At 70.5% G+C, this 15,946-nt stretch carries 15 protein-coding genes; 7 read left to right on the top strand and 8 right to left on the bottom strand.

Annotation, left to right across the window (positions count from 1 at the left end; translation table 11 throughout):
* The first annotated feature begins 1 nt into the window (after position 1).
* The 3 genes from LHP98_RS10015 (at position 2) to LHP98_RS10005 (ending at position 3,495) form a co-directional block, all read left to right on the top strand.
* On the top strand, positions 2 to 676 hold the full coding sequence (locus tag LHP98_RS10015) for an adenylate kinase (RefSeq protein WP_227252394.1): 675 nt from the start codon (positions 2 to 4) through the stop codon (positions 674 to 676).
* Positions 677 to 942: 266 nt separating this feature from the next.
* Positions 943 to 2,994, top strand: a complete 2,052-nt coding sequence (locus LHP98_RS10010) for an MFS transporter (protein ID WP_227252393.1) — start codon at positions 943 to 945, stop codon at positions 2,992 to 2,994.
* A gap of 99 nt (positions 2,995 to 3,093) precedes the next feature.
* Entirely contained in the window at positions 3,094 to 3,495 is a 402-nt protein-coding gene (locus tag LHP98_RS10005) for a response regulator transcription factor (RefSeq protein ID WP_413687689.1), read from the top strand.
* 30 nt (positions 3,496 to 3,525) lie between these two features.
* Here the strand turns inward: LHP98_RS10005 and LHP98_RS10000 are convergent, their stop codons facing one another.
* On the bottom strand, positions 3,526 to 3,810 hold the full coding sequence (locus LHP98_RS10000) for a hypothetical protein (RefSeq protein ID WP_227252391.1): 285 nt from the start codon (positions 3,808 to 3,810) through the stop codon (positions 3,526 to 3,528).
* A gap of 381 nt (positions 3,811 to 4,191) precedes the next feature.
* Positions 4,192 to 4,965, bottom strand: a complete 774-nt coding sequence (gene truA / locus LHP98_RS09995; protein WP_227252390.1) for a tRNA pseudouridine(38-40) synthase TruA — start codon at positions 4,963 to 4,965, stop codon at positions 4,192 to 4,194.
* Positions 4,966 to 5,053: 88 nt separating this feature from the next.
* On the opposite strand from truA, the gene LHP98_RS09990 reads away from it, so the two are divergent.
* The gene (locus tag LHP98_RS09990; RefSeq protein ID WP_227252389.1) at positions 5,054 to 6,469 is read left to right on the top strand and encodes a YcjX family protein; all 1,416 of its coding nucleotides are present in this window, start codon (positions 5,054 to 5,056) and stop codon (positions 6,467 to 6,469) included.
* Positions 6,466 to 7,503, top strand: coding sequence for a YcjF family protein (locus tag LHP98_RS09985; protein WP_227252388.1), 1,038 nt, complete (start codon positions 6,466 to 6,468; stop codon positions 7,501 to 7,503). Before LHP98_RS09990 ends, LHP98_RS09985 begins: the two co-directional genes overlap by 4 nt.
* Before the next feature lie 114 nt (positions 7,504 to 7,617).
* On the opposite strand, the gene pth is transcribed toward LHP98_RS09985, so the two are convergent.
* On the bottom strand, positions 7,618 to 8,331 hold the full coding sequence (gene pth / locus LHP98_RS09980; protein WP_227252387.1) for an aminoacyl-tRNA hydrolase: 714 nt from the start codon (positions 8,329 to 8,331) through the stop codon (positions 7,618 to 7,620).
* Positions 8,332 to 8,424: 93 nt separating this feature from the next.
* On the opposite strand from pth, the gene LHP98_RS09975 reads away from it, so the two are divergent.
* Complete coding sequence (locus LHP98_RS09975; RefSeq protein WP_227252386.1) at positions 8,425 to 9,099, top strand: FkbM family methyltransferase; 675 nt, start codon at positions 8,425 to 8,427, stop codon at positions 9,097 to 9,099.
* Positions 9,100 to 9,153: 54 nt separating this feature from the next.
* On the opposite strand, the gene LHP98_RS09970 is transcribed toward LHP98_RS09975, so the two are convergent.
* The gene (locus tag LHP98_RS09970; protein WP_227252385.1) at positions 9,154 to 9,750 is read right to left on the bottom strand and encodes a 50S ribosomal protein L25/general stress protein Ctc; all 597 of its coding nucleotides are present in this window, start codon (positions 9,748 to 9,750) and stop codon (positions 9,154 to 9,156) included.
* A gap of 403 nt (positions 9,751 to 10,153) precedes the next feature.
* Between LHP98_RS09970 and LHP98_RS09965 the strand changes: the two genes are divergently transcribed.
* Positions 10,154 to 11,314: an MFS transporter gene (locus LHP98_RS09965; protein ID WP_227252384.1), complete on the top strand. Its 1,161-nt coding sequence runs from the start codon at positions 10,154 to 10,156 to the stop codon at positions 11,312 to 11,314.
* Here LHP98_RS09965 and LHP98_RS09960 read toward each other — a convergent pair.
* The 4 genes from LHP98_RS09960 to LHP98_RS09945 all read right to left on the bottom strand — a co-directional run bounded on the left by LHP98_RS09960 (position 11,302) and on the right by LHP98_RS09945 (position 15,788).
* Positions 11,302 to 12,876: a 5-guanidino-2-oxopentanoate decarboxylase gene (locus LHP98_RS09960; RefSeq protein WP_227252383.1), complete on the bottom strand. Its 1,575-nt coding sequence runs from the start codon at positions 12,874 to 12,876 to the stop codon at positions 11,302 to 11,304. The two genes, LHP98_RS09965 and LHP98_RS09960, sit on opposite strands and share 13 nt — an antisense overlap.
* Positions 12,873 to 14,060 (bottom strand): pyridoxal phosphate-dependent aminotransferase, encoded by a 1,188-nt coding sequence (locus LHP98_RS09955; RefSeq protein ID WP_227252382.1) that lies wholly within the window; start codon positions 14,058 to 14,060, stop codon positions 12,873 to 12,875. Before LHP98_RS09955 ends, LHP98_RS09960 begins: the two co-directional genes overlap by 4 nt.
* Positions 14,057 to 14,749, bottom strand: a complete 693-nt coding sequence (locus LHP98_RS09950; protein WP_227252381.1) for a TetR/AcrR family transcriptional regulator — start codon at positions 14,747 to 14,749, stop codon at positions 14,057 to 14,059. Before LHP98_RS09950 ends, LHP98_RS09955 begins: the two co-directional genes overlap by 4 nt.
* Before the next feature lie 139 nt (positions 14,750 to 14,888).
* Positions 14,889 to 15,788 (bottom strand): cation diffusion facilitator family transporter, encoded by a 900-nt coding sequence (locus tag LHP98_RS09945; protein ID WP_227252380.1) that lies wholly within the window; start codon positions 15,786 to 15,788, stop codon positions 14,889 to 14,891.
* Between the last annotated feature and the right edge of the window lie 158 nt (positions 15,789 to 15,946).

Below are 15,946 nucleotides of genomic sequence, written 5' to 3'. Positions count from 1 at the left end.
GATGGCAGCGGACAAGGCCCCCGTGGTGATCCTGCTTGGCCCCCCCGGGGCCGGCAAGGGCACGCAGGCGCGGATGCTGGAAGAGGACTTCGGTCTGATCCAGCTTTCGACCGGCGACCTGCTGCGCGCCGCGGTGGCCCAGGGCACCGAGGCCGGCCGCAAGGCCCGCGCGGTGATGGAGGCAGGCCAGCTGGTCAGCGACGAGATCGTGCTGGCTGTCCTCAAGGACCGCATGGCGCAGCCCGACGTGGCCCGCGGCATCATCCTGGACGGCTTTCCGCGCACCGACGGCCAGGCCGCGGCGCTGGACGCGCTGCTGGCCGGCAATGGCCAGCGTGTCACCGCCGCCGTCAGCCTTGAGGTGGACGACGAGGCGATGGTCGGCCGGGTCTCCGGCCGCTACACCTGCGCCGCCTGCGGCGAAGGCTATCATGACGAATTCAAGCAGCCCGCGGTGGCGGGCACTTGCGACAAATGCGGCGGCACGGGCTTCAAGCGCCGCGCCGACGACACGGCCGGAACGGTGCGCGAAAGGCTGAAGGCCTACCACGCCCAGACGGCGCCGCTGATCGCCTATTACGAGGGAAAAGGTGTTCTGGAACGGATCGACGCGATGGGTTCCATCGCGGCGATCCGCGCCGCCCTTGGCCAGATCATGGGGCGGGTAGCGGCCTGAGCGAGGCCGGCATCCGGGGCAGGAGGAACCCCCGGGCGCAGGCGAAATGACCGGAGGGGGAGGCGGCTCGCGCGACCATGCGGGATGCCCTTCTCGCCCGACCCGAGGCCCCGCAAGCGGGGTCGCGGGCCCAGGGGCCCGGCCCGTCTTTCGCGGGCGGGCAAGAGGCCGAATGCGAAAGGGACCGCCCCGACCATTTCCGGCGGGGCAACAAGGAGGATACGATGGCAATGGCATCCACGGACGTGCGCGATCGGGCACGTCCCATGACCCGGGAGGAGAAGAAGGTCATTCTGGCATCTTCCGCCGGGACGATCTTCGAATGGTACGACTTCTATCTCTACGGCTCGCTCGCCGCGATCATCGGCGCGCAGTTCTTCACGCCGTTCCCGGAATCGACGCGCAACGTGTTCGCGCTGCTCGCCTTTGCGGCGGGCTTCATCGTGCGCCCGTTCGGCGCGCTGTTCTTCGGCATGCTGGGTGACCTGATCGGCCGGAAGTACACCTTCCTGATGACCATCCTGATCATGGGCCTGTCGACCTTCATCGTCGGCATGCTGCCCAACTACTACAGCTGGGGCATCGCCGCGCCGATCATCCTGATCGCCCTGCGCATGCTGCAGGGCCTGGCCCTGGGCGGCGAATACGGCGGTGCGGCGGTTTATGTGGCCGAACACGCGCCGCAGAACCAGCGCGGCTACTTCACCTCGTTCATCCAGACAACGGCGACGCTGGGTCTGCTCTTGTCGCTGGTCGTCATCCTGTCGGTGCAGGGCTACGTCAACGGCAACTTCCCCGAGCAGCCGGTGCTTGATGCCGCCGGTCTGGCCACCTTCAACGCCGACGGCACGCCGGCGATGATGAAGGCGTTCAACGCCTGGGGCTGGCGCATCCCGTTCCTCGGCTCGATCGTGCTGCTGGCGGTGTCGCTCTACATCCGCCTGCAGATGAACGAGTCGCCTGCCTTCAAGAAGATGAAGGAAGAGGGTTCCGCCTCGAAGGCACCGCTGCGCGAAGCCTTCGGCCAGTGGAAAAACGGCAAGTTCGCCCTGATCGCCCTGTTCGGCCTGACCGCCGGCCAGGCCGTGGTGTGGTATTCGGGCCAGTTCTACGCGCTGTTCTTCCTGCAGAACGTCGTCAAGGTCGACAGCTTCTCGGCCAACGTCTTCGTGGCCTGGTCGCTGATCCTGGGCACCTGGGGCTTCATCTTCTTCGGCTCTCTCTCGGACCGCATCGGCCGCAAGCCGATCATCCTGGCCGGCTGCCTGATCGCCGCGGTGACCTACTTCCCGGTGTTCACCTTCCTGACCAAGACCGCGAACCCGGCGATGCACGCCGCCCACCAGGTGCCGGTGGTGGTGACCGCCGACCCGCTGAACTGCTCGTTCCAGTTCAACCCGGTGGGGACCGCCAAGTTCAACAACAGCTGCGACATCGTGAAGGCGCAGCTGTCGCGGACCTCGGTGAACTCGACCACGGTTGACGGGCCGGCCGGTTCGGTCGCGACCGTCAAGGTCGGCGACATCGAAGTGACGGCCTATGACGCCGCCCAGAACAGCAAGGCCATCGCCGACGCCAAGGCGGCGCTGGAAGAAGTGAAGAAGGCCATGGACCCGGCGCAGGCCACCGCGCTGGGCGATGCCGAAAAGGCACTGGCCACCGCCAAGGCAGTCATGAGCACCGCCGACAAGGTGGCCAAGAAGGCCGATGAAGGCACCGACGAGGCGGCGAAGACCGCCGCCAAGGCCAAGCTCGACGAAGCAACGGTTGCGGTCGCCAAGGCCCAGGCCGTGGTGGACTATGCCCGTGTGCCGGTTCCGACCGAGACGCTGGCCAAGTACGACGAGGCTTCGGCGCTGGTTGCCAAGGAAAGCGGCGTGAAGGGTGCCTTCGAGAAGGGCCTGAACGAGGCGCTGTCCGCGGCGGGCTATCCGCTGGTGCCCGAGAAGAACACCACCGTCGCCAAGGCCGCGAACTTCATCGACATCTTCACGGCCCAGAAACTGACGGTGATCGCGGTGCTGACCTATCTGATCCTGCTGGTGACGATGGTCTATGGCCCGATCGCGGCGGCACTGGTCGAACTGTTCCCGACCCGCATCCGCTACTCGGGCCTGTCGCTGCCGTATCACATCGGCAACGGCTGGTTCGGCGGCCTGCTGCCCGCGACCGCCTTCGCGATCTCGGCCCAGTCCGGCAACATCTACGCCGGCCTGTGGTACGCCATCGTGGTGGCGGTGATGACCGTGGTCATCGGCGCGCTCTTCGTGCCGGGCGGTACCCACAAGAAGGACATCTTCGCCGACCAGGGTCGGTGATGTGCCCGGACGGGCCGGGGTTTCCCGGCCCGTCCTTCTTTCTGCGGCAATATTCGTTTGTCCCTTTTCCCTTTTCCTGCTGTCAGGTTCGCCTTGCTTATGCCCAAGGACTCAGCCGGTTCTGACGTCGTGGCCCCGCCCAGGCGGGTGCTGATCGTCGAGGATGACGATTCCATCGCCCTGGCGCTGGAGTTCGTGCTGGGGCGCGAAGGCTATGCGCATGACCGCGTGGCCGACGGCACCGAGGCGCTTGCGATGATCCGGGCGCAGGTGCCGGACCTGGTGCTGCTCGACGTGATGCTGCCGGGGCTGTCGGGCTATGAGATCTGTCACCGCCTGCGCGACGATCCGGCCATGGCGGGCGTGCGCATCCTGATGATGACGGCGCGCGGTTCGGCCCAGGACCAGCGCCGTGCCCGAGAACTGGGCGCCGACGGTTTCGTCGCCAAGCCGTTCGAACTGGACATCCTGCGCCGCGAAGTGCGCCGCCTGCTGGCCTGAGATCCGCCCAAGCCCTGGCCTGGCTGCCGCTCAGTTGCCGCGCGCGCGGCGGATCGCGGTCCAGATGCCCAGGGTGATGCCCAGGATCACCGCATTCGACAGCACCCCGGCCGAGACCTGCCGCCACAGCGGCTCGGCCAGGCCGCGGCCCATGGTGGTGGGCAGGATCACCGCGACGAACAGAACACCCGCCGCCAGCGGCAGGGCCGTGCCGGTCGCGGCGCGGGTGCGCGCCATGGTCGCAACCAGCGCGATGATCAGCCCGATCCGGAACGGATCGGCAAGTTGGGTCAGGATCAACTGGCTCAGGGTCATCGCGAGCGCCTCATGCTTCTTTGCCCTGGCACCCCTAAGCCAAATGCGCCCGCCGGTCCACCGTCTCCGGTCCACCGTCTCGCCCCTGGCCGGCGTCGCCGGGGGGCTGTCTGCCCCCCACGGCCTTGCGGCCTCCCCCCGAGGATATTTCTCCAGAGAGGAAGGCAGGAGGAAAGAGGTCGGGCACCCCGCGGGAGACCAGGTCAAGCCGCAGGGCGCCTTCCCCTCTGGCGGTCATCGGCGTCCCCGCCTGTACCGCGCGGCCAGTGTCCGGCGATTCGGGTAAACGCCGGATTAACGTTAATGGCCTTCCTCTCTGCGAAAATATCCTCGGGGGGAGGCCGCAAGGCCGTGGGGGGCGAAGCGCCCCCGGGCGACGGGTCATCCTGCGAAGGGGTCGGCCGGATAGGACACCCCGGTGAGATACAGCCCCTGCGGCGGGGCGACGGGGCCGCAGGCGGCGCGGTCGCGGGCGGCCAGGGCCGCGGCCACGCGCGCCGGCGGCCAGGCGCCGGCGCCCACCCGCTCCAGCGTGCCGACGATCGAGCGCACCTGGTTGTGCAGGAAGCTGCGCGCCCGCAGGGTGAAGCGGATCTCGTGGCCGCCGGGGCAGGGCACCTCGTCGATGGCGATCTCGTCCAGCGTCTTGACCGGGCTGTCGGCCTGGCACAGGGCCGAGCGGAAGGTGGTGAAGTCGTGCCGGCCCACCAGGTGCGACGCGGCGTCGCGCATGGCGGCTGGATCGGGCAGCTCTCGCACCTGCCAGACCAGACCGGCGTCAAGGGTGACGGGTGCCCGGCGGGCGACCATGCGGAACAGGTAGCGCCGCTCCACGGCCGAAAAGCGGGCGTGGAAGTCGTCGGCCACCCGGGCGCAGGCTGTCACCGCCACCGGCAGGGGCTTCAGGTGCCAGTTCAGCGCTTCGGACAGGCGGAACGGGTCCCAATCCCTGGCCAGATCGGCATGCGCGACCTGGCCCGTGGCATGCACGCCCGCATCCGTCCGCCCTGCCGCGGCGATCCGGTGCTCGGCCGGTTCCAGCCGCCCCAGCGCCGCCTCGACGGCCGCCTGCACCGAGGGCAGCCCCTCTGCCTGCCGTTGCCAGCCGCAGAACGGCCCGCCATGGTATTCGATCCTGAGGGCAAAGCGCGCCATGTCGCGGCGCTTAGCGCAAGGGCCTTGACCTGTCCACCTTTCCAATGCATCCCACCGGGCCTATCTTGGCGCCGGAAAGGACCCAAGCTTGGCTCTCTTCGGCATCACAGACGGCATCGCGCGCAGTGTCGAGGGCGTGCAATCCCGGGTTTCGGAATACCTCTTCGAACCGGTCATCCGGCTGGGCGTCACCGGTCTGTCCCGCGCCGGCAAGACCGTTTTCATCACCGGCCTGATCGCCAACCTCTTGTCGCGAGGCCGGATGCCGCAACTGACGGCCGAGCGGGAAGGCCGGATCGAGGCGGTCTTCCTGCAGCCGCAGCCCGACGTCACCTTGCCGCGGTTCGACTACGAGGGCCACATGGAGGCGCTGCTGGCCGACCGGCCGCACTGGCCGCAAAGCACCCGCACGATTTCCGAGCTGCGGCTGTCGTTCCGGGTGCGGCCCGGCGGCTGGTTCGGCGGCTTTCGCGGTCCGACGGTGGTGCACCTGGACATCGTCGACTACCCGGGCGAATGGCTTCTGGACCTGTCGCTGATGGAGAAGGACTACGAAACCTGGGCACAGGAAACGCTGGTCCGGCTGGAAGAGCGGCCCGAGGGCGCGGCCTTCCTGGCCCTGGTGCGGACCCAGGACGGAGCGTCGCGGCTGGACGAGCCGCAGGCGCAGGCCCTGGCACGGGTCTTTACCGACTATCTTCAGGCCGCCCGCGCGGCCGGCCATTCCGACTGCACGCCGGGCCGGTTCCTGCTGCCCGGCGACCTTGCCGGCTCTCCGGTGCTGACCTTTGCGCCGCTGCGCCGCCCGGCCGAAAGCCCCCGCGGCAGCCTCTGGCGCGAGATGGAGCGGCGCTATGCGGCCTACAAGGACCGCGTGGTGGCACCGTTCTTTCGCGATCACTTTGCCCGCATCGACCGGCAGGTGGTGCTGATGGACGTGCTGGGGGCCATCCATCAGGGGCCGCGCGCGGTGGAAGACATGCGCCGGCTGATGACCGAGATCCTGATGGCCTTCCGGGTGGGGCGCACCGGCTGGCTGGCGGCGATCCTGGGGGCGCGCAAGGTCGAGAAGATCCTGTTCGCCGCCACCAAGGCCGACCACCTGCACCACGAGCAGCACGCCCAGTTGACAGCGATCGCCGAGGCGATGCTGGTCGAGGCGAAGGGCCGGGCGGAATTCGCCGGGGCCGAGGTGGCGGCGCTGTCGCTGGCCGGCCTGCGCGCGACGGTCGAGGAAGTGGTGGAGCGCGACGGTCACCGGTTGCCGGCGGTGAAGGGCCGGTTGCTGGCCACCGGGCGGCCGGCGGTGATGTATCCCGGTGCGCTGCCCAGCGACCCGGCGCGGGTGCTGTCGCCGGCACGCTCGGGGGCGGCGAAGTGGCTGGATGCGGAATATGGCGTGATGTGCTTTGCCCCGGCCCGGCTGGTGCTGCGTCCGGGCGAAGGTCCGCCGCACATCCGCCTGGACCGGGCGGTGGAATTCCTGATCGGAGACCGGCTGTGAGCGAGGCCCCCAATCCCTTCTCGCGGAAACCCTTCCTGATCGAGCTGGAGGATGACGAGGCCGATCCCGCCGCGGCGCCGCCGGTGCCCGACGCGGCACTGCGCGGCGACGGCCAGGCGATGCAGGCGGTTGCGGCGATCGCCACCGCCCCGCCCAACCGGCTGCGCCGGTTTGCCGGTTGGGCCTTCGGGGCACTTGTGACCCTGGTCCTGTCGGTCGCGGCCTGGGATTTCGTCACCAACCTTCTGGCCCGCAACGCGCTGCTGGGCTGGATCGCGGTGGTGCTGGTGTCGGTCGTGGTGGTGGCGGCGGTGCTGATGTCGCTGCGCGAGATCGCCGGGTTCGCCCGGCTGGCCCGGCTGGATGCCCTGCGGGCGCGGGCCGAGACGGCGCATGCCGAGGCGGACCTTGCGCAGGCGCGTGGCGTGACCGCGGCGGTGCTGGCGCTGTACGACGGAAGGGCCGAAGCGGCCTGGGGCCTGTCGCGCTACAAGGAGCGCGCCGAGGATGTGCTGGACGCCGATGCGCTGCTGAACCTGACCGAGACCGAGGTGCTGGGTCCGCTGGACGCGCTGGTCCGGACCGAGATCGAGGCGGCGGCGCGGCGGGTTGCCTTGATCACCGCGCTGGTGCCGATGGCGCTGGCCGACGTGGCCGTGGCGCTGTTTTCCAACCTGCGGATGATCCGCCGGATCGCCGAGATCTACGGCGGCCGGGCCGGCACGCTGGGCAGCTGGAAGCTCATGCGCAAGGTCTTTGCCTCGCTGGTGGCGACCGGGGCGGTGGCGCTGACCGACGACCTGATCGGGTCGGTCGCCGGCGGCGGCGTGCTGTCCAAGCTGTCGCGGCGGTTCGGCGAGGGCGTGGTGAACGGCGCGCTGACGGCGCGGATCGGGATTGCCGCGATGGAACTGTGCCGGCCGCTGCCGTTCCGGGCGGTCGAGCGGCCAAAGGTTTCGGCGCTGGTCAGCCGGGCGTTGGCCGGGATGCTGCCGCGCGGCGGTTCGGCCAAGGGTACCGGCGGCCAGGCCTGACCGGCCCCGCCCGGGAATTCGCGCGGACGTCGCCATGCGGCGTCGGCAATCGGCCGCAGCCAGCGCCATCGCCGCGCCCATGGTCCACACCGCGACCGCCCCTCCGCCGCCGCGTCAGCGGAACTTGTCCAGCAGGCGTTGCATCGGACTGCGGGTCTCGAGGGAAGCGGGCGCCTCGGCGGGCGTCGCTGGGGGCACCTCTGGGGGCGCCTCTGCGGGTGCCGGCGCGGGTCGCTGACCGGCGGCGGCCAAGGTCCGCGGCGGCGCGGTGCGCAGGGCAACCGCGTTCATGAACCGCGTGGCATCCCCGGCCGCCAACGCCGCCGCGCCATCGCTGATCCCGCGCAGAAGGTCGTCCAGCCCGTCCTGTTCGGCCTTGGCGAAATCGTGCAGCACATAGGCCGCGACCGCATCCTTGTGCCCCGGATGGCCGATGCCCAGCCGTACCCGGCCATAGGCATCCCCCAGGTGTGCATGGATCGAGCGCAAGCCGTTGTGCCCGGCATGGCCGCCGCCCTGCTTGACGCGGGCCTTGCCGGGGGCAAGGTCCAGCTCGTCGTGAAAGACCACAAGATCGGCCAGGTCCAGCTTGTGGAAATCGACCGCCGCCCGGACCGACTGGCCGCTGAGGTTCATGAAGGTCTCGGGCTTGAGCAGAACCACCTTTTCGGCGCCAAGGCGGCCTTCGCTGGCCTGCCCCTGGAACGCCTTCTTCCACGGGCCGAAGCCGTGGTCGGCTGCGATCCGGTCCACCGCCATGAAGCCGATGTTGTGCCGGTTGCCGGCGTATTTCGCGCCCGGATTGCCAAGGCCCACGAAGAGTTTCACCGAATTCGCCCTGCCGCCTTGATGTTGCGCCCCATCCGGGCCAGCCTGTCCGGGTATAGCGGCGATGCGCCGCCCCCTCAACCGGCCTGAGCCATGCGAAGCTTCACCCTGCGCGGTCTGACCCTGTCGCTGCCCGCGGCCGAGGTCCACGGCGCGCTGGAAAAGGCGCTGGAAACCGGACGCTACGAACATACCGAAGCCGAGGCGATCCTGCGCCACCTGCAGCCCGGCGACCGGTTTGTCGATCTGGGCGCGGGCCTTGGGTTCCTGTGCGCGCTGGCGGCCGGGGTGCTGGGTGAGGCTGCGGTGACCGGCGTCGAGGCGGGGCCGGCAACGGCGGCGCTGGCCCGCGCCAATCTGGCCGCCAACGGGTTTGGCGCGGTCCGGGTGATCCACGCCGCCGTGGTGGCCAAGGGCGAGGGCACGGTGGAATTCGGCCTGCGGCCAACCTTCTGGGCCTCGTCGCTGGAAGGCCCCGAGGGCTGGGGGCCGGGGGTGCGCCGCGAGGGCGTGCCCGCCTTGCCGATCGCCCGGCTGATCGCGGAGGTCCGGCCCACGGTGCTGTGCTGCGACATCGAGGGCGCCGAGCTTGAGGTTCTGGCCCGCCCGCTGCCCGGGGTCCGGCTGCTGGTGGTCGAGATCCATCCCGGCCGCTACGGGCCGCAGGGCACGCGCCGGCTGTTCGATGCCCTGGCCGCCGAGGGCTTCGCCTATTCGATCCACGGCTCGCGTGGGGCGACGCTGGTGTTCCAGCGCATCGCCGAATGAAAACGGGGGGCACCAGGGCCCCCCGCATCCTGTGGTCCTGTCAGGCCGGTGGCCTTACTCTTCCTCGGTCGAGGCGGCGATGCCGGCCGGAGCCGCGATGTTGGCCACCGCGAAGTTGCGCGCCACCGTCGGCTTGGCACCGGCGGGCAGTTCGATGTCGTTGATGTGGATCACGTCGCCGATCTGCTTGCCGGACAGGTCGACGGTGATGTGGTCGGGAATGTCGCCCGCCATCACTTCCAGCTCGACCTCGGGACGCATCACCGTCAGCGTGCCGCCGCGCTTGAGGCCGGGGCTGGCCTCGTGGTTGATGAAGGTCACGTGGATGTAGAGGTTGATGCGCGATTCGTCATGGATGCGCATGAAGTCGACGTGGGTCGGCAGGTCCTTGACCACGTCGCGCTGCACACCGCGGCAGATCACATGGCCGTCGGGCTGGCCTTCGACCTTGAGGTTGAACAGCGTCTGCAGGAAGCGGCCCTGACGCAGGCGCTTGAGCAGATAGTTGTAGTTCAGGTTGATCGGCGTCGGCTCCTTGCCGTCGCCATAAATGATGCCGGGTACGTAGCCCTCTCTGCGGGCTTGACGGGCGGCCCCCTTGCCTGTCCCCGTCCGTACCACGGCCTGAAGATCCGGGATCTCGCGAGCCATTGGTTTTCTCCTGTAAAGTCCGCCATCCTCCAAGGGTGCATGGCGCGACCCGGGGCCTATAGCGGGGAATCGGCGGCAGGGAAAGCCGTAAAAAGCCTAAGCTGCGGGGGCGACCGGCGTTTTCCGGCAAGGCGACCGCAAGGGCGGCCACAAGCCTTTCATCCCGGCTCTGCGCGCAAGCGGGCCGTCGGCGCAAAGGTGCCTCCGGCGGGGGTATTTGGGCCAAGATGAAGCTGCTTTCCCTTCATCTTGGCAAAAATACCCCGGGGGTGCGGGGGCTGGCCCCCGCCTGCCTGCGCCCTTGCGGATCACCGCCGGTTCGCGGCCTTGCGGTGTCGCCGGCAGGATGGACGGCACCGGACGGTCGGGCTAGCTGTCGGGTTCGGAAAGTCCGGAGCCGCCAATGCCCGTTGCCCAGACCCTGATCGCCGCGCGGCCGGCGGTGGCGGCCTTTGCGGCCATGGGCGTGCTGTGGGGCACCTTCGCGGCGGTGCTGCCGGACCTGAAGGCCATGCTGGGCGTGGACGAGGCGCGGCTGGGCCTCTTGATCCTGTTCACCCCGATCGCCGCCGTCACCGCCATGCTGCTGGCGCCCGTCCTCGGCGCCGGGCTGGGGCGGGTCGCGCTGCCGGTCTCGGCCGGGGCGATGGCGCTGGTCTTCGCGCTGCCAGGGCAGACGGCCGTGGTGTGGCTGTTTCCGCTGGCGATGATGGCCTGCGGCGCGGCCACCGGGCTGACCGATGTGCTGATGAACGCCCGCACCGCGCAGATCGAGACCGAGCGCGGCTTGCACCTGATGAACCTGACCCACGCCGCCTATTCCTTCGGCTATGCCGGCGGCGCGCTGGGCACCGGGGTGATGCGCGGCTGGGGCTGGTCGCCGGCCTGGGTGATGGGCACGATGGCGGCCTTCGGCCTGCTCTGCGCGCTGGCAACGTGGGAGCGGGACGGCCGCATCCACGGCTTGCGGCGGCCGAAGGGCGGTTCGGGCGGGGGCCTCGGGCTGGTGCCGGTGATCGGCGGCGGCATGGTGCTGATCGCCTTTCTGACCGAGAACGCGGCCGAGAACTGGTCGGCCCTGCACATCGAGCAGACGCTGGGCGGCAGCCCCGGGCAGGGCGCGATGGGGCCGGCGGCGCTGGCGCTGACGATGGGCTTTGCGCGGCTGGCCGGGCAGGGGCTGGTGACACGGATCAGCCCCTTCACGCTGCTCAAGGGCGGGGCCGCAATCTCGGCCCTGGGGGCACTGATCGCCAGCCAGGCGGTGTCGCCCGGCATGGCCTATGCCGGGTTCATCGTGATGGGCATCGGGTCTTCGGTCATCGCGCCCACGGCGTTTTCGCTGGTGGGGCGGCTGGGTCCGCCCGAGGCGCGGGCGCGGGCCGTCGCGCGGGCCACGCTGCTGGGCTACTTCGGCTATTTCTTCGGCCCGCCGATGCTGGGGTTCATCGCCGGGGCCTTCGGGCTGCGGGCGGCCTTTGTCGTTGCCGCCGTGGTGCTGATGTGCATCTTTCCGCTGGCCGCACTGATGCTGCGCACGCGGGACGGCGCTCAGCGGGCCTGAACCTCGATCAGTCTTGGCCCATCACAGGGCGCCCTGAGGGCAGCGGCCAGGGCTTTGGGGTCTTGCGGCACGCGGGCGAAGGGCAGGCCGCAGGCGGCGGCGAGGTGGGACATGTCGAAGGGGCTGGGGCTGCAGCCGATCACCGGGGTCTGGGCCGCGGTCATCGCCTCGGCGATCTCGCGGAAGGCGGCGTTGTTCCAGACCACGAAGGTCACCGGCAGGCCTTCGTCCACCGCGACGCGCAACTCGGCCGGGTCGAAGCCCAGGCCGCCATCGCCGATCAGGCAGGTGACGGGGGTGCCGGGGGCGGCGATGGCGGCGCCGATCGCGGCGCCGGGGCCGTAGCCAAGGGCGCCGTAGCCGGTGGCGGCGTTGAACCAGCCGCGGGGGCGGTCGTGGTCGTAGAACAGGTTCGCGGCGTAGACAGGCTGGGTGCTGTCGCCGACGATCAGGCTGCCGGGGGCCGCGTCGCGGATCGCCTCGACCATCGCCAGTTGCTCGGGCATGGCGGGGTGGAGCGTGGCGAGTTCGGCGCGGGCCGCCTTGCGGGCCGTTGCGGCGCGTTCGGCGCCTTGGGCGTGACGGGGCGAAAGCAGCGGCAGAAGGGCGGCCGCAAAGGACCTTGCCTCGGCCTGGATGGTCAGGCGGGCGGGGTGACGGGCGAGTTGCCGGGCGCAAAGATCGACCCGGATCATGCCGGACAGGTCGGGCAGGCGGTGGTTGACGTACATGTCATAGTCGGTGGGGCCAAGTTCCGTGCCGAGGGCAAGGATCGCGTCGGCGGCGCGGATCAGGTCGCGGGTGGCCTCAAGGCTGGGCGAGGCGGGAACGGTCAGCGGGTGGCCGTGCATCAGGCCGCGGGCGTTGGCGGTCTGGATCACGGGGGCGTCGAGCGCCTCGGCGAGGGCGCGCGTCTCCTCCTCGGCGAAGCGGGCGCCGCCGCCGATCAGGATCACCGGGCGCTGCGCGCGGGCCAGCAGGGCCGCCGCCTCGGCCAGCGTCTGCGGGGTCGCCGTCGGTGGCGGGGGCAACACGGCGGGCGGGGGAAGGTCGGGGCAGGGCAGACCCATTACGTCGGTCGGGATTTCCAGGTGCGCCGGGCCGGGGCGGCCGGTCAGCATCGCGGCGAAGGCGCGGTCCAGCGCGGGGCCAAGCTGGGCCGGGTCGGTCAGCGTCTCGGTCGGGCACAGCGCGCGGACCATCGCCGCCTGGTCGGGCAGTTCGTGCAAGAGGCCCAGGCCGCGGCCCAGCGAGGCGCGGCGGTTGACGCCCGAGATCACCAGCATCGGAATGCTGTCGGCCCGCGCCTGGGCCATCGCGGTCAGCGTGTTGGTCAGGCCGGGGCCGGTGATCACGAAGGCCACGCCGGGCCGCCCGGTGACGCGGGCATAGCCGTCGGCCATGAAGCCCGCGCCCTGTTCGTGGCGCGGGGTGACGTGGCGGACCAGGCCCTGGGCCAGGCCGCGATAGAGCTCGATCGTGTGCACGCCGGGGATGCCGAAGACCACCTCGACGCCGCGCGCCGCCAGGCCCTGCACCAGACGTTCGCCCACTGTGGTCATGCGGCGTGGCCCTGCAGGCGGGCGGCATGGGCGGCGATGCGCCGGATCGCTTCGGCGGTGCGGTCGTCGCTTTGGGTCAGCGAGACGCGGAGCCAGCCGCCAAGGCTGCCGCCGAAGCTTTCGCCGGGCATCACGGCGACGCTGTGCTCCTCCAGAAGCGAGTTGGCGAAGGCCTCGCCCGACAGGCCCGTGGCGCGCACGTCAAGCAAGGTGAACATGCCGGCCTCGGGGTGATGCACCCGCATCCCGGCCACGCCGTCCAGCCCGTCAAGGAACATCGCGGCGCGGCGGGCAAAGCGGTCGGCCATGCCGGCCGCCACCGGGGAAGGTTCGGAAACCGCAAGGGCTGTCATGTCGGCGATGAAGGGTTGCGCCCCGAAAAGCATGGTTTCTGCAAGCGGCAGCATGCGGCTGATGAACTCGGTCGGGCCGACGACCCAGCCGGACCGGAAACCCGGCGCCGCATGCGACTTGGAAATCGAGGCGGCAACCACGCTGCGGTCGGCCAGTTCGGGCAGGTCAAGCGGCGAGGTGAAGGCGACGCCGGGGAAGACCAGTTCCTCATAGACCTCGTCCGAGACGATCCACAGGTCGTGGGCGCGGGCGATCTCGCCCAGGGCGGCCAGGTCGGCACGGCGCAGCACGGCGCCGGTGGGGTTGTGCGGGGTGTTCAGGAACAGCACGCGCGAGCGCGGCGTGATCCGGGCGGCCACATCGGCGGCCTGCAGGCGAAAGCCGTGCTCGGGGCGCAGCGGCACCGGCACCAGGCTGGCGCCGGTCTGGGCGATCAGGCCTTCGTAGGTGGCGTAGTAGGGGTCGCCCAGCAGCACCTCGTCGCCCGGTTCGACCAGCGTGCGCAGGATGCCGTAAAGAGCTGTCTGCGTGCCGGGAATGCAGACCACCTGGTCGGTGCCGATCGGGCGGCCGCGGCGGGCGGCATAGCGGCGGGCGACGGCGGCCACGGTGCCCGGCTCTCCGCGGCCATTCGAATAGCCGGTGCGGCCGGCGTTCATCGCGGCGGTGGTGGCCTCGATCAGCGCTGCCGGCGTGGGCACGTCCGGCTCGCCGATGGTGAATTCCAGGATGTCGCGGCCGGCGGCGGCCAGCGCGCGGGCGCGGAAATGCAGGTCCCACTTGGCCGAGCCAAGGTGTTTCAGCCGCTCGGTAACGCTGGCGTATCTCATGTCTCGGTCTTTCCGGCTGTCGGGTAGAGTTCGGGAATGAAGGTGGTGTGTCGGGTCAGGTTCACGCCCAGGATGGCGCCGGTGGCGCGCAGGCCGATGCGCACCAACTCGCCCGGGGCAAAGCCATGTGGCAGGACCGAGCCTTCCAGCCACAGCCCGTCGAGGATGGCATTGCAGGCGATGGCCTCTTGCCGCAACTGCGTCGCCGTCACCTCGGCGCGGCCAAGGTCGGCGATCAGCGCCTGCAACTGGTCGCGGTAGCGCAGGTAGCCCTTTTCATGCTGGGCCAGAAGGCCCGCGTCCTGCTGGACCTGGTGCAGGTAGCCGGCCCAGAGGCCGACGGTGCGGCCGTCCACCACCGGCGGGCGCAGCGAGGCGGCCACGAAGGCGGCAAGCCGTTCTTCGGGATCGGCCCCGACGCCTTCCAGCGCGTCGGCGCCCTTGTCCGTCATGCCGTCCACCAACATGGTGTAGGCGGCGCGAATCAACTCGTCCTTCGATCCGAAGTAATGCCGGATCAGCCCGGGGGTGACCCCGGCACGGGCGGCGATGGCGCGCACGGTGGCGGCTTGCGGCCCGCCCTCGGCCACCAGCGCCTGGGTGGCCGCAATCAGCGATTCGCGGCGGTTTGCCTCGGTGTCGCGAAAGAAGGCGCGGCGTTCGACCGGCGGGGCGACCAGTTGGGCCATCGGCTGGGCCACGGGTCGGGCTGGAAGTCGGGCTGGCGAGCGGGCGGTGGGGTGCATGGCGGGGCCAGGGCGAAGCTGCGGTTGTTATACAAGTGTGTAATCACAGCGCCGCAGGCAGTGCAAGCCCGTTTGCAGCCGCTCAGGTGCCGGGGTTGCCATCCTTTGCGGCCACGTCCTTGTGGATGATGACATCGGTCTGCGGATAGGCCGCAAGAATGGCACGGCGCAGGCCGGCGCCGATGGCGTGGGCCTCGCGCAGGGTCTGGTCGCCGTCCAGTTCGATGTGCAGGTTGACGAAGACGCGGCTGCCGGCGGTGCGGGTCTTGAGGTCGTGAAAGCCATGCACGCCGGGCCAGCCGCGGGCGATGGCGGCGATGCCGGCGATCAGTTCGGGGTCGGCGCGGCGGTCCATCAGCGCGTCGAAGGCGCCGCGCCCGATGCGCACCGCGCCCAGGATCATGAAGCCTGCGGCGGCCAGCGCGATGACGGCGTCGATCTGCGGCAGGCCCAGGCGCGACGAGGCGAACAGCGCGACGATGGCGCCCAGGCCGGGCAGCAGGTCGCTGAGGTAGTGCAGCCGGTCGGCCGCGACCACGCGGCTGCCGGTGGCGCGGGCGACGCGGCCTTGCCACCAGACCAGCGCCAGGGTCAGGGCGACCGAGATGCCCATCACCACCATGCCGCGGCCTTCGGCCTGCAGTTGCGACGGGCCGCCCGACACCAGCCGCAGGATCGCCGAGCCGCCGATGATGACCGAGGAGACCAGGATGAACACCGACTGCGCCAGTGCCGCCAGATCCTCGGCCGAGGTGTGGCCGAAGGCGTGGTCTTCGTCGGCGGGCTTGGCGGCATAGATCAGCGCAGCGGCGGCGGCGACCGACATCACCAGGTCAAGCGCGCTGTCGGCCAGCGAGGCGGCGACCGACAGCGCCCCGGTCTCGGCCAGCGCCCAGAGCTTGAGCGCGACCAGGGTGCCGGCCACACCGACCGAGGCAAGTCCGGCGGTGACCGTCAGCTGGGTCTTCGAGGGATCGGCCATGTCCCGGCACCGGAGGAAAAGTTCATGGGGCGTTCTGACCCGGATCGGCCAGCGCTGCAATCCCCAAGCTTGCGCCCGGCTCCGGCGGTGGCCGGGCGGCGCGCCCGCCTGCCCGCCCGCCTGCCCGCCCGCCCGCCCGCGCGCGCGAGAAGCGGTGA

It is taken from the genome of Rhodobacter sp. Har01 (assembly GCF_020564565.1).
GTDB lineage: Bacteria > Pseudomonadota > Alphaproteobacteria > Rhodobacterales > Rhodobacteraceae > Pseudogemmobacter.
The sequence above is the reverse complement of the archived record's forward strand: the minus strand, read 5'-3'. Positions and strand labels throughout refer to the sequence as shown.

Coding starts and splice junctions, on each gene's coding strand:
- LHP98_RS10015 (WP_227252394.1), top strand. CDS start 2: ATGGCAGCGGACAAGGCCCCCGTGGTGATCCTGCTTGGCCCCCCCGGG.
- LHP98_RS10010 (WP_227252393.1), top strand. CDS start 943: ATGACCCGGGAGGAGAAGAAGGTCATTCTGGCATCTTCCGCCGGGACG.
- LHP98_RS10005 (WP_413687689.1), top strand. CDS start 3,094: ATGCCCAAGGACTCAGCCGGTTCTGACGTCGTGGCCCCGCCCAGGCGG.
- LHP98_RS10000 (WP_227252391.1), bottom strand. CDS start 3,810: ATGACCCTGAGCCAGTTGATCCTGACCCAACTTGCCGATCCGTTCCGG.
- truA (WP_227252390.1), bottom strand. CDS start 4,965: ATGGCGCGCTTTGCCCTCAGGATCGAATACCATGGCGGGCCGTTCTGC.
- LHP98_RS09975 (WP_227252386.1), top strand. CDS start 8,425: ATGCGAAGCTTCACCCTGCGCGGTCTGACCCTGTCGCTGCCCGCGGCC.
- LHP98_RS09970 (WP_227252385.1), bottom strand. CDS start 9,750: ATGGCTCGCGAGATCCCGGATCTTCAGGCCGTGGTACGGACGGGGACA.
- LHP98_RS09965 (WP_227252384.1), top strand. CDS start 10,154: ATGCCCGTTGCCCAGACCCTGATCGCCGCGCGGCCGGCGGTGGCGGCC.
- LHP98_RS09960 (WP_227252383.1), bottom strand. CDS start 12,876: ATGACCACAGTGGGCGAACGTCTGGTGCAGGGCCTGGCGGCGCGCGGC.
- LHP98_RS09955 (WP_227252382.1), bottom strand. CDS start 14,060: ATGAGATACGCCAGCGTTACCGAGCGGCTGAAACACCTTGGCTCGGCC.
- LHP98_RS09950 (WP_227252381.1), bottom strand. CDS start 14,749: ATGGCCCAACTGGTCGCCCCGCCGGTCGAACGCCGCGCCTTCTTTCGC.
- LHP98_RS09945 (WP_227252380.1), bottom strand. CDS start 15,788: ATGGCCGATCCCTCGAAGACCCAGCTGACGGTCACCGCCGGACTTGCC.